Here is a 13057-nt window from a genome sequence, read left to right as displayed (position 1 = left end):
AATAGAACCGATTGCTTATCAAGAGTGGTGGAGGGACTGGCCCGATGAAACCCGGCAACCAGATCAGGAATGATCATGGTGCTAATTCCAACAGACGAGACGTCTGGGAGATGAGCGTGTCCGACTTTCACGTGTCGTGCCCGCCGCTCTTTATGAGTAGCGGGCTTTCATTTGGAGGAGGAATCATTCATGAACATCAAACAAAAATCCATTTTGGCAGGTACATCTATCCTTGCGGCCATCGCACTCTCAGCGTGCGGACAATCCGAGGCGAGCGAGACGCTCAGCACGAAAGAGCTGACGATCGGCGTGACTGGTGGACCACACGAACAGATTGCCGAGAAAGTACAGGAGCTCGCAAAAGAGGACGGGCTTGAAATCGACATCAAAGTATTCAACGATTACAACACGCCGAACACCGCTCTCGATGAAGGGAGTCTCGACGTGAACAGCTATCAGACGCTCTCGTTCCTCGAACTGCAAAAAGCGGACAAGGGTTATAAGATTGACGACGTCTTCAAGACAGTCGCTTTCCCGATGGGGCTCTATTCAGAGAAATTGACGGATATCAAGGACTTAAAGGAAGGCGATAAAGTAGCCGTCCCGAACGACCCGGCGAACGAGCTCCGTGCGTTACGACTATATGAAACAGCTGGGCTCATCACGTTAAAAGAAGGATTGACGGATAAAGCAACGAAGCGCGACATTGCTGAGAATCCGCTCAACCTCGAATTTATTGAACTCGAAGCATCCCAACTGCCGACACAACTCCCGGAAGTGGCACTCGCAGCCATCAACACGAACTTCGCGATGGGAGCGGGTCTATCCATTAATGAAGATGCCCTCTTCCATGAAGATACGGTCGACAACCCGTATCCGAACTACGTCGTCGTCCGTTCAGCCAATAAAGAAGATGAAGTCGTGAAGACGCTCGAGTCTTACTATCATTCAGATGAAGTACGTGCCTTTATCGAAGAAGAATTCAATGGTTCGGTCGTGCCGGCGTTTTAAGGAGGGGTCTTATGATTGAACTGAAACAGATCACCAAGGAGTTCAAGGTCAACGGAGACACAATCACGGCACTTGATGATGTCTCCCTCACGATTGAGAGAGGAGAAATCTTCGGAATCATCGGGCGAAGTGGTGCCGGTAAGAGTACGCTCATCCGGATGATCAATCTCTTGGAGCGTCCGACATCAGGGGTTGTCGAGATCGAGGGACAAGATATCACGCTCCTCAAAAAGAAAGGGCTGTCGACGTTACGCCAGCGAATCGGTATGATCTTTCAGCACTACAACTTGCTGAAGACTGCGACCGTCGAAGAAAATGTCGCCATCCCGCTTCGTCTCGAAGGTCTCGCGAAACAGGTCATCCGAGAACGGGTCGACCGCTATCTTCAAATCGTCGGACTGAGCGAACATCGGAACCATTATCCTGAACAATTGTCGGGTGGACAAAAACAACGCGTCGCCATTGCGCGAGCGCTCGCCCACGAGCCAGACATTCTCCTCAGTGATGAGGCGACAAGTGCACTCGACCCTGAGACGACCGAGTCGATTTTAGAGTTACTGCTCGAAATCAATCGCGAGCTCGGATTGACGATTTTCTTGATCACGCATGAGATGGAAGTCATCGAACGAATCTGTGACCGGGTCGCCGTCATCGATCGTGGCCAAATCATTGAGCAAGGACACGTACTAGACGTCTTCTCCAATCCGTCACACGAGACGACCCAGAAGTTTTTAAAGACGAACCTCGACGTGCCGGAAGAAGTCGTCTCTGAACTCCAGACCCGCGGGACGCTCGTCCACTTGTCGTTCATCGGCAGTCAGACGGAACAAGCAGTCCTGGCACAATTGACCAAACGATTCGGTATCCTCCCGAACATCATCGGAGGCGGGATTAAAAAATTAAAGGCGGGTCTCGTCGGAAATTTGCTCGTCCATCTTGATGGGGATCAAGATCAAACAGAACTCGCCGTCCGTTATTTGAAAACGAGCGGCGTACATGTGAGGGAGGTGTCAAACCATGCAACAGTTTTGGACAGACTGGGGTGACTTAATCTGGACGGGAACGGTCCAAACCTTGACGATGACGAGTATCGCTCTTTTGATTTCGACCTTGATCGGATTGCCGCTCGGGACGTTGCTCGTATTGACAAGACCGAACGGAAGACTCGCCAACCGATTCGTCTATGGTGGTTTATCGAGCGTCATCAACGTCATCCGTTCCATTCCGTTCATCATTCTATTGTTTTTCATCTTGCCCTTCACACGTTTCATCATGGGTACAACGATTGGGGTGCAAGGTGTGCTTCTACCACTCATCGTCTTCACCGCCCCATACATCGCGCGGCTCATGGAATCTGCTCTTCTTGAAGTCGACCGCGGGGTCATCGAGGCGTATGAGGCGATGGGCATCTCGACGAGAAAAATCATCTGGTACGTCCTCATCCGTGAGGCACGTTCTTCCATCGTTCTCGGATTGACGATTGCGACAATCGGGTTGATTGGAGCGACGGCCATGGCGGGACTCGTCGGGGCAGGAGGACTTGGCGACATCGCCTATCAATATGGACATCTCCGCTTTGAACCGGAGGTCATGTACGTGACCATTTTCGTCCTCATCCTTCTCGTACAGTCCATCCAATCCTTCGGGAATCGACTGGCCGCAAAATTAAAAAAGGCATAAAAAGAATCGTGTCGCGAATGCGGCACGATTTATGCGTTATGGAGCAAACGCTTCAGTTCAGCGATGCGGTCATGTCTCGGGATGAACGTCCGAATCTCTTTTTCACTAAACCCGACCTGAATGCGGTGATGATCGAAGACGATCGGACTTTTCAGGATTTGAGGATTCGAGGCGACGAAGCTATATAGCTCACGTATCGACATTTCGTCGAGTTTCTCTGCCGCTTGTTTATAAACACTCTTTTGTACCGACAACAAATCGGTCGTCCCATTTTCAGTCAGACTCAACATTTCTTTAAACTCTCCAAAGGATAATCCTTGGTCTGTCAATTTCTTTTCGATGAAGGGAATCTTTTGTTCCCGCAACCAATCAATCGTTTTTCTGGAAGAACTGCAGCTCGTATGCGTGAATACCGTGACCGTCACGACAACCACTTCTCCTTTACATCAGTTTGGTTCTAACTATTATCTCCTTTTATACGTTACGTATCGTGATTATGTTTCAAATCACATACAGTTTCTTTTTGATTGAGGACGACTTCGTTCGGGTACAGATTTCATGAGTAACCACATAAGGAGGAATGAAGATGTTTGATTATACTGTACAATCTGACCGTACCGTCGAGGACGTGATCGACCGACTCAACGAATCACTGAAAGAAGAGTCATTTGGTGTATTGTGGGACTTTGATTTGAGTGAGACACTCGAGAAAAAAGGACAGGGGATTGATGGGAAGTATCGCATCTTAGAAGTATGCAATCCGAAGGCGGCAAAAGAAGTATTGTCGCATCATTTAGAAGGAGGGTACTTCCTCCCTTGTAAAATCGCAGTATTCGAAAAAGGCGACCACACCCAAATCGGTATGCCGAAACCGACAGAATTGATTCGCCTCATCGATGACGAATCGTTACACGACATCGCTTTAGACGTCGAATCTAGATTGAAACGTGCCATCGACCAAAGTAAATGATTGTTCTACCATCCGCTCATGAAACGTGAGCGGATTTTTTCCGTATAGGATAGTTAGATAATGGTAAAATTGGATGAGGAGATTATAGGAGGGGATATTTTGTACAAAAGAGGAATCATGATGTTACTTAGTGCTTCATTTTTAAGCGCATGTGGGGCATCTAATATAGAAGTCATTCAACTAGATTACATAGAAGATCAGTGGAGTGTGGAAAGCTATTCAAAAGAAGGGGAAATGATTGAAGTCCATGAGACGAAAGAAGTATTAGCTGCATGTGAGGGGGAGCGTGCAACCGAATTAAAGGGTGACATCACAGTATATCAAACGGCGATTGCAGGGAGAACCGAACCTGTTTCAGCCATGATCCCATATACGATGAAAGTCGTGACGTACTTAGAAGGTGACGAACGGTATGTCGTATGTCGTGAAAGTTACACCAATCAATTGATGGCGGAAGTGATTGACTCGTTTCCAGACTTTGTGAATACAAGTGATGGAATTCGACTTCCACAACTCCCAAGTATTCATCAGACATCTTCCGCACTACAAGATGAGTTAGTAGAAGCAGAAGGGTTGGACATCGACGGGAAGCCCATCACCCCGTTCCCGCATACGTTACTGGAAATCGAACCAGCACTCTACGGCGAACTTGAAATAGAACTTGGTGGCAAGGCGATTCGTTATCCAATTGCGCAGTTCGAACCACGAGGATTTGAGATGCCGAATCAACAGATTGCCATCGGATATGATAAAAAGACGTTTCGTCCATATATTCTCTACTCGTTTGATGGTCAATTTTTCATGCCTCAACCGATCGAGTTTGAAGAGTTAGAGGACCCGGAGTCAAAAGAGAATACCGTCTTTTCCGAGTTAGAAATCAAGACTGTCGCTACAGCTCGTGAACTGAACGAAGGAGAGGAAATTCCTTTCTACACTTTCTCGTATCTGAAAAAAGGGAAACGTGTGACCGAAACGATGACGATCCGTTTCGTTCCCGGGACGTTGCTAAAAAACGGTGAAGAACCTGACCCGATGTTTGAAGATTGGTTGCCTGTTGAAGAAGCTGGGCCAAGGGCGATCGTTCATCGCCAACCATATGATGGAGAGTCAATGGATTTCGCAGAGTATAGTGAGGCAACAAAAGATGAATCTGAAGAATTGTTCGATATGATCAATGAAGCAGAACCCGTCGACCGCTACGGAGATGTTTCAGATTTTCGATATTTGACTTTAACGGATGGGTGGAAAGGACAAGTGTTCGAAATCAGTTATCAAAAACGTTCGAAAAAAATCGATATATATTTAACGGACCCGCTCCGCAATCAAACATTTAAATTATCGAGCGAAGGAGCGGAATCGTTCTTAGACATATTTCCGCGCCTTAAGGAAACACTATGAAGCGAATCCTTTTACTCATTTGTTGTGTAGGTTTATTGACAGGTTGCGGTGATGAGGAAATGGATGTCGTAAAGTTAGATTACATATCAGAAAACTGGAATGTGAAAGATCTTCAATCAGGTCATATGGATGCCAAGTCGGTGATGTGGACTCCTGATTTACTCGATGCATGTTCCGGGAATGCAATCTCACGAATCGAAGAGGACGTCACCGTCTATCGCTCGTATGAATTGAATCGAAAATTCGACGATGCATATAAAATCGTGATGTATATGAAAGGAGATCAACCATACACCGTTTGCTATGACAGTGCTTCAGAGCAAATAAGGGCGGATGAGATAGATGAATTCCCTTACTTCGTTCATACGGAAGAAGGGACCGACATCTTGAGTACACCAACGATTCGCCCGGGTACACATGAAGAACTGAAACAAATGGAACAAAAAGACCAAGGTCATCACTATCCTGCGCCCGTTTCTCTCCTCGAAGGGACGATGATTCATGTGACACCCTCATTATATGGCCAGATTGATTTATCGATTGGAAATCAACAAGGACTGTTCCCCATTTCACATTTAGAGCCATTTAGTGCCCAATCGGAAGAAGTGGGAATCGCGCTCGGGTATGACGAACAATCGAAAGAAGCGTATTTTTATTATGAGAAAGAAGATGGATTGACGACCATACTTCCTTTAGTCGTGTGGAATGAAAAAGAGCATAAACATGAGCCGATTCAATTCGAAGGGCTACAAGTAGAACAGGTACTTCGGGAAGACATTCTTGAACCGGGTGTCAAGACGCCTCTCTACACGTTCTCATTCATTGAAGATGGGAAACGTGTGAATGAGGAGATTCGTTTAACTTATTTGAATAGTGAATTTTCGACACATGATCCTGTTCAAAACGCGAGCGATTCAAATGGTCCATTCGTTTATGTTCATGAGAAGCCATTAAACGGTGCAATCGATATTCAGTATCCAAACGTTCTAACGGCTGAAGAGAACGACATATCTGATTTGATGGGCGCAATCAAGGATGCTACACCTGTCAAACGTGCTGGAGAAGTGAATCACTATTCGAGCCTTACCATCATTGACGGATGGATGGGTCAGGAATTTCAATTAAGCTTTAAGAAGCGATCCAAGAAAATCGATATCTATCTGACGGATTCACTTCGGAGTCAAACATTTAAATTATCAAGTGAAGGAGCGGAACGATTCTTGGAGATATTTCCGGAGTATATAAAGTCATGATGAAACGAATGTTATTGATGTTATGTACAGTCGTGCTTTTAACAGGGTGTGGTAGTGAAAAGAAGGATGTCGTGCAGCTAGACTATATGCCCGAGCAATGGAACGTGAACGATTTATATGCGAACCAGATGAATACGGACTCAGAGACATGGTCGACTGCGATTCTCGGCGCTTGTACGGGTGAACCGCTCCCTCAGATTGAGGGGGATGTGACGGTTTTCAATTCATATGCGGTGAGTCGGAAAGTCATGATATCAGATTATGACCCGAGCTCATATAAATTGGTGACTTTCTTGAAAGGAAAAGAAAATTACACGATTTGCTACGACGGTGACTATTCCAACATGAGGTTAGGAAAGATTGATGAACTTCCCGATTTTCTTGACTTGACATCCGGTGTGGAGGTTCCGAGCATCCCGAGTATTGAAGTCGGGACAAGAGAGGAAGAAGAGATTGTGGAGCAGAGTGATTCATCAGAATACCTCGGTATGCCCATCAACTTATTTGAAGACACGATGGTTCATTTGACTTCTCCTTTGAATGGAGCGATTGCATTAACGGTTGGTAATCAGGAAGGAATCTTTCCTATCTCCTTCATTGAGCCATATAATGCGCAAATGGGAACCGCTAAGATTGCGCTTGGATATAATGACAAATTGAAAGCAGCCCATTTTTACTTCGAGACTGAGAACGGGACTCCATCCATTCAACCGTTCCTTGTGTTAAATGAGAAGGAATGGGCACATGAACCCATCCAGTTCGAAGAGTTGCAAGTCGAACGTGTTCTTCAGACGGATACATTAGAGCCAAACGTTAAGACGCCTCTTTATACTTTCTCATACATGAAAAATGGAAAGCGTGTGAATGAAGAAGTCAGCTTGACGTACACGAAAGGCGAGTTTGCCACGGAAGAGTCCATTAAAGAAACAACTGAAGCAGGACTCATTGCCAATCCTTCAGTGCCGCGCGGTCCGTTCGTCTTTGTCCATAAATCATCACTAGACGATGCGACAACGCTTGATTATCCGGACGCATTACGTGCGGCAGGCATCAACATGTCTGATTTGATGAACGCATTTGAGGAGGCAGAACCGGTGGATCGAGCTGGGGAAGTGGGGGACTATCCCCTTCTCACCATCATCGACGGATGGAAAGGGCAGGAGTTTCAATTAAGCTTCAAGAAGCGGTCCAAAAAGATAGACGTCTATGTGACGGATGAATCACGCAATCAAACATTCAAACTGAGTAGTGCGGGAGCGGAAACATTCTTTTCCTATTTCCCTGATTTAGATGAGTGAAAGGCGCCAGTCGGCGTCTTTTCATTTGGTAAAAACTTCAAACTCAAGATATTGACCTTCTGTAGAAAAACGGGATAAAGAAATGGGACAGGATACGTTACACTAATAGTCACGATTTCGTACGAATATCCTATTGTCAAGAAAGGTCGGTAAAATAAATGAGTACTTTGAACCAGAACGAAACAACGACGAACCATGTACTTAAGTCAATCGAAACAAATATGGCGATGATTCGCTTCGACCGTCAACGACGTGTAGTCGATGTGAACGACACGTTCGCGAAAGCAATGAAATATAAACGAGAAGAGATGATTGGACTGCAACACCATCTTTTTTGTCCTTCTTCCTTCGTGAACAGTCCGGACTATCCTGCATTTTGGGAGAAGCTTTGGAATGGCTTCAGTTTCTCGGATAAAGTGGAACGATTGAATGCAAAAGGGGAGACGATTTGGCTAGAAGCAACGTACATGCCGATCCTAGAAGGGGAAGAGGTCGTCGGTGTCGTCAAGATTGCCTCGGATATCACCGAACGTCAAGAAGTGATCAAAGATTATGCCAGTCGATTCAAATTGATGACCGATGTGCTCGACGATAAGGCGAAGACAGGGATGAATGACACGAAAGTGTTACATGCAACGATTGAGCGGCTCGCCGAGGATGCAGCGAACAACTTGCACGCTCTCCATCAGCTTCGGCGCCAAGCTGAAGATATCAACAAGATCGCGTCGTCAATCAAAGCAATCGCCGCTCAAACGAATCTATTGTCCCTCAATGCTGCCATCGAAGCGGCACGGGCTGGAGAACACGGACTTGGATTCAATGTCGTAGCGACGGAAGTTCGGAACCTCTCCCGGATGGTCGAGCGTGCGGTTGTCGACGTCAACTCAAACACAGAAGCCATGAATGTTGAACTCCAAAAAATTGTCGATGGGGTCACGCAGTCCAATCGAGAGATTCAGTTGAGCGCCGAGACGATGGAACAGACGATGGACCGTTTCCATACGTTCGAACAGGCAGCCGCAGAACTACATGAGACGGCGGAAACGTTTACGTCAAACCTTTAAACCGACCGGCCCATTATAGGGTCAATCGGTTTTTTTGAATTGTAATGCATGTCCATTTTGTTTTAACCAAGCTTTCGCAAAATCCACTTCTGGATAAATGGTACGACACGTGTTCCAAAACGAGGCAGAGTGATCGAAATGAACGAGATGCGTCCATTCGTGAGCGATGACATAGTCCATGATTTTTTTCGGGGCCAACATGAGTCGGACGTTGATGGAGATGGTTCCATTCGAACTACATGATCCCCACCGTGTCCTTTGATGACCAATCCGAATCTTTTTCGCTTTAACATCCAATAATCTTTCGTAAGTCGGTGCCTGGTTGATTACATATTCTAGCGCGCGTTCACGTAGCCATGTCTCATAATGTTTAGCCAGGGCGTTTTCGTCCCATCTCTTCGGAACGAAAAATGAGGAACCGTCAAATCGGAGAGTCGTGCCATCATCTATTTGGGTCGGATAGTTTTTCCCATGAAAAACGAGCCCCTCATCGAGAACGGACGTCTGTCGAGGGAGCTTTTGCGATATCTCATGAATCCATGTGTCGTGCTCTTCTAGTATGCGGTCGACGACACGTTTAGACAAACGTGCTGGAATACGTAGCTCGATGCCGTTTGGCGTGACATAAAATGCGGCTTTTTTTCTTCGTTTGTTACGGATGACGGTAACACGCATTGACGTGCCTCCTTTCTTATCTCGATCGAGTATAACGAAGTCGGCAAAAAACTGCCATGCTTTTTTAGCACGCAGGTGAATCAACTTTGATACAGTAAGAGAAGGAGGGATGAACATGAAATCAATTTTACAACAACAACTTGAACGAACAGGTACGAATTCGGTGAAGTGGGATGGATTGAATCGGTGGTTCCATCTGTCAGAAGAGGTGTTGCCGCTATGGGTAGCGGATATTGATATTCGTACCGCGCCATCCATTTCTGAGGCGCTCGCCGCAAAAGCCGCTCAAGGGGAATTTGGCTACACCTTGTTTGCACCTGAAGCGCAGGACGCGGTGTCTTCTTGGTATGGACGTCGCCATGGTTTGGATGTTGACCCGAACCATGTTTTATTCTCAAGTGGGGTCGTCCCCGCGTTGACACATATCGTCGAGGCGTTGACCGAAGAGGGGGAAGGGGTTGTCATCCAGTCACCCGTCTACCCGCCGTTCCATGAACTCGTCGTCGGTTCGAAGCGTCAGGTATTGGATGCCCCGTTAAAGAAAATCGATGAACGATATGAGATGGACTTCGTCGCACTCGAAGATGCGATGAAACAAGCGAAGCTCTTCTTGCTTTGCTCCCCGCATAATCCGGTCGGTCGTGTCTGGACAAAAACAGAACTAGAGAAGGTCGTGGAACTAGCGAATCAATATGATGTCATCGTTGTCGCCGATGAGATTCATGCAGATTTGACGTTCCCGTCTCATAAACATACCGCTATCGGCTCACTCGACCCTCGCGTCATCACGGTGAGTGCGCCATCGAAAGCATTCAATATCGCTGGTTTATTTGCATCCTACATCATATGTCCGGTCGATGACTGGCGGAAACAGATTACGAAAGTACAGAACAAACATCACGTCCTCCCGACACCGTTCGCGAATACGGCAATCATCGCGGCCTATACCGACAAACGTGCGGAGCAATGGCTCGATCAGTTGCGGGAAGAGCTTGAGCAACAGATGAACGACGTGATCGACTCGATCGAATCAACTATGCCGATGCTTCATACGGCACGTCCTGAGGCGAGCTATTTATTGTGGATCGACTTTTCGGAGCTTCCGATGTCTGCCGAGGAGCGGAAGTCGTGGCTCCATCAGGATGTCCGGATTTTCTTGTCTCCTGGAAGTCCGTTCGGACCTCATGGTGACACGTTCGAGCGAATGAATATCGGGACACGTCGTGAACTATTGGATGAGGCGATTCGACGTCTGAACACGCAAATGAAACGAAAGGCGTTTGTGTAAATCGAGAATCGGGAAAAAATTCTCAATGAGATGAAGAGAAAGCGAGTGGATAGGATGGAGTCAATCAATTGGAAGAAAAAGATGGAGGAGCAGTTGCGGCGCAGTGGTTTCACGTTGCAAGTCGAAAATATGTCCAATATCCGCTTGACTGAGATTCATGCGAGCTCTTCTCCGTTGATCTCTTATCCGCTCCGTGTCCGTCTCTATGAGCGGATGGGTTGGCTGATGTGTACGGTCGATTCACCTGCGCTCGATCGAAATGAGGATCACCCGCTTTTCGAACGCATGGTGACGGCCGTTTTCGAACGGATCGTTCGACACCTATATAACGGATATGGGTTCCATGTGTTGACATTTATCGGGGACACGGGGAATTATATCGCCCCGAAAGATTCAGAAACCGGTGAAGTCGTCCGTCTCATCGCACATCTCTGGAATGACCGTTCCTACATCCACCTTGATACGTTCGAAGAGTATCCAGCTCTTTATGTGACGCCCCCATGGGCTCATCAAGCTTATGCGGTTGAAAGCACCGATGAAGAATGGGTCATATATGCAGGAAGAGGGGGGCGCCCGTCAACCGATTACCGGGCAGATGGTGTGGAACTAAAACCACATCGACTCGCTGATGGTGAGCTCTTCTTTCCAATTGATCGAATCTCGAAGGACAAAGGGACGCTTGCCCTAGCCGAATGGCTACGACTCGAACGACGAGAAGTCGAGGACTTTATGATGTCGTTTATGCAGACGATTCGGAAGTTCGATCCATCCTTTGGGTTCGCCTGGGGCGGTACGGAAACCTTCTTTCATGGTGTTCCGGTCGAACCGTATGCTCAAGTCCTTCGACTCGAGACCGGCAAACGACGATATCGTGTCATGAATAACACGGCAAAACGATTATTTGCCGTATCAAATGACCCAAACGAATGTTTAAAAGAAGTGAGTCGGACACTCGGGACGATTACACTTCCTGAACGGCGTGTGTCGGCACTCGGGCAATTGATTATGGGAATCTGGCAACAATTTGAAACGGATGAGGAAACCTACATTCAAGAAGTAGCATTCCGCGACATTTCTAAATTCCAAATGGAAGAGAAAATCGGACATGCCCTCGCGAATCAACAACGGATTCGCTGGATTGAGAAAAGCCATCCGCATCAATTGGTGATTGAATATGCACATCTTCGTATCACGTTCCCGAAACGACCACCTGGGCTTGTTACAGTCGAACCCGCTGAATCTGGAATCGAGAGAGGTGCCTTATGAGAATCGTTGATGCACGAACCTTACCCATCGATCACGAAGATGTGATTGCGGTTACATCGTCTTCTTTATATTTCCGAAAGAAAGAGGAGCGTACGTCTTTCTCACTCTTTCGCTATGATGAAGAAGATGGAGCAATCACGCAATTGAATCGTCGGGTATACGAAGATTACGGGTACCCCAAACTGTTCGTCGATGGGGACGTGGTTTACTTTTTAAACGAGATTCCGGAAAGTGAAGGTGTCATTAAAACAGAGCTGATTGCTTTCTCGTACAAGGCAGGCAAAGAAGAAGTGATCACGACGTTCGATAAGAGAGGCAACAGTACGTTATTTTGGGTTCTCGACAATCGTTACTTCCTCTTTTTGACGGCGTTTGAGTCATCGGATGAGGCATGGCTATATGATCGGGTGACGGGACAACGTGAACGAATCCGAGACGAACGATTGGTCGGGAAGACGGAACGCTTCCGTGAGCTTTATCTGTTCACAACGACGTTCAAAGGGGTCTCCTATATCGTCTGTAATGCGCGACTTGATGAATTCGATTACTACGATGCACTCGACAATGGTCGAATCTCACCGGACGATCCGATCGATCACTCAGAGGCGCTACTGATTTGTCCAATCGAGGAAGCGGTCGAAGCGGTTTGGGATCAACGAGAAGAATTGCCATTCGATGATATTCTTCGCTTGCAAGGTGAAGGGGACACCGTTCAATATTTAGGCGAGAATGACGGACTTCTCCGCTTCTCTGCTTTCGTGGATGCGTTGAATGAGGAGGTCATTTACGACTTGACGGCACCGGATGTCTTACATGAAGTATCCGTCGTCGATTGGGGAGCCTATGAACCGCTTGATTTCACCTATGACGATGTCGGTTCGACTATCTTTATTAAAATAGATGAGAGCGACATGCATACGGAAGTCATCGACATTGCGACAGGGGCCCGTTACATTGACGTGGAACCGTTCGAACGTGTCATTGGACGACGGTACCTTGTTCATGAATTTACGGAAGATTTGACGAGCAGTGTCGTGATGTTCGATTTAGAAACGGAAGAGCGACATGCATATGATAATGCCTATTACATGGTCATCGACGATACTATTCTGGTATTGTCAATGTCTAACACATAAATATAACCACCATCCGTT

The 13057-nt window shown here is 46.9% G+C and carries 13 protein-coding genes and 1 riboswitch; of the genes, 11 read left to right on the top strand and 2 right to left on the bottom strand.

Going from position 1 to position 13057, the window contains the following annotated elements:
* The first annotated feature begins 12 nt into the window (after positions 1-12).
* Positions 13-117, top strand: a riboswitch (SAM riboswitch).
* A 72-nt stretch (positions 118-189) separates the two neighbouring features.
* From KNO90_RS00590 to KNO90_RS00580, 3 genes are read left to right on the top strand one after another with little or no spacing between them, the layout of a single operon-like run.
* The gene (locus KNO90_RS00590) at positions 190-1011 is read left to right on the top strand and encodes a MetQ/NlpA family ABC transporter substrate-binding protein (RefSeq protein WP_215112776.1); all 822 of its coding nucleotides are present in this window, start codon (positions 190-192) and stop codon (positions 1009-1011) included.
* An 11-nt stretch (positions 1012-1022) separates the two neighbouring features.
* Positions 1023-2057, top strand: a complete 1035-nt coding sequence (locus tag KNO90_RS00585) for a methionine ABC transporter ATP-binding protein (RefSeq protein ID WP_215112775.1) — start codon at positions 1023-1025, stop codon at positions 2055-2057.
* Positions 2029-2691 carry a methionine ABC transporter permease gene (locus tag KNO90_RS00580; protein ID WP_012726344.1) on the top strand — a complete coding sequence of 221 codons (663 nt, stop codon included), beginning with the start codon at positions 2029-2031 and terminating at the stop codon, positions 2689-2691. The genes KNO90_RS00585 and KNO90_RS00580 overlap by 29 nt, the downstream gene beginning before the upstream one ends.
* Before the next feature lie 29 nt (positions 2692-2720).
* Here the strand turns inward: KNO90_RS00580 and KNO90_RS00575 are convergent, their stop codons facing one another.
* Positions 2721-3116, bottom strand: coding sequence for a Spx/MgsR family RNA polymerase-binding regulatory protein (locus KNO90_RS00575; RefSeq protein ID WP_012726343.1), 396 nt, complete (start codon positions 3114-3116; stop codon positions 2721-2723).
* Positions 3117-3277: 161 nt separating this feature from the next.
* Between KNO90_RS00575 and KNO90_RS00570 the strand changes: the two genes are divergently transcribed.
* From KNO90_RS00570 to KNO90_RS00550, 5 genes are all read left to right on the top strand, one after another.
* The gene (locus KNO90_RS00570) at positions 3278-3661 is read left to right on the top strand and encodes a DUF302 domain-containing protein (protein ID WP_214740702.1); all 384 of its coding nucleotides are present in this window, start codon (positions 3278-3280) and stop codon (positions 3659-3661) included.
* A 99-nt stretch (positions 3662-3760) separates the two neighbouring features.
* A complete protein-coding gene (locus KNO90_RS00565; protein ID WP_215112774.1) occupies positions 3761-5059 on the top strand; it encodes a hypothetical protein in 1299 nt (432 codons plus the stop codon).
* Positions 5060-5118: 59 nt separating this feature from the next.
* Positions 5119-6312 (top strand): hypothetical protein, encoded by a 1194-nt coding sequence (locus KNO90_RS00560; RefSeq protein ID WP_251127291.1) that lies wholly within the window; start codon positions 5119-5121, stop codon positions 6310-6312.
* Positions 6309-7610, top strand: a complete 1302-nt coding sequence (locus KNO90_RS00555) for a hypothetical protein (protein ID WP_215112772.1) — start codon at positions 6309-6311, stop codon at positions 7608-7610. The genes KNO90_RS00560 and KNO90_RS00555 overlap by 4 nt, the downstream gene beginning before the upstream one ends.
* Before the next feature lie 158 nt (positions 7611-7768).
* Positions 7769-8674, top strand: coding sequence for a methyl-accepting chemotaxis protein (locus tag KNO90_RS00550; RefSeq protein ID WP_214777253.1), 906 nt, complete (start codon positions 7769-7771; stop codon positions 8672-8674).
* 21 nt (positions 8675-8695) lie between these two features.
* Here the strand turns inward: KNO90_RS00550 and KNO90_RS00545 are convergent, their stop codons facing one another.
* Entirely contained in the window at positions 8696-9349 is a 654-nt protein-coding gene (locus tag KNO90_RS00545; RefSeq protein ID WP_215112771.1) for a M48 family metallopeptidase, read from the bottom strand.
* Between the two features lie 115 nt (positions 9350-9464).
* Between KNO90_RS00545 and KNO90_RS00540 the strand changes: the two genes are divergently transcribed.
* The 3 genes from KNO90_RS00540 to KNO90_RS00530 are packed head-to-tail and all read left to right on the top strand — an operon-like array spanning position 9465 to position 13039.
* Entirely contained in the window at positions 9465-10637 is a 1173-nt protein-coding gene (locus KNO90_RS00540; protein WP_214740690.1) for a MalY/PatB family protein, read from the top strand.
* A 54-nt stretch (positions 10638-10691) separates the two neighbouring features.
* On the top strand, positions 10692-11903 hold the full coding sequence (locus tag KNO90_RS00535; protein ID WP_214740688.1) for a hypothetical protein: 1212 nt from the start codon (positions 10692-10694) through the stop codon (positions 11901-11903).
* Positions 11900-13039, top strand: a complete 1140-nt coding sequence (locus KNO90_RS00530; RefSeq protein WP_215112770.1) for a hypothetical protein — start codon at positions 11900-11902, stop codon at positions 13037-13039. Before KNO90_RS00535 ends, KNO90_RS00530 begins: the two co-directional genes overlap by 4 nt.
* The last annotated feature ends 18 nt before the right edge of the window (positions 13040-13057 follow it).

Source organism: Exiguobacterium sp. s63 (assembly GCF_018617335.1).
GTDB lineage: Bacteria > Bacillota > Bacilli > Exiguobacteriales > Exiguobacteriaceae > Exiguobacterium.
This window is presented reverse-complemented; position numbering and strand designations above follow the sequence as displayed.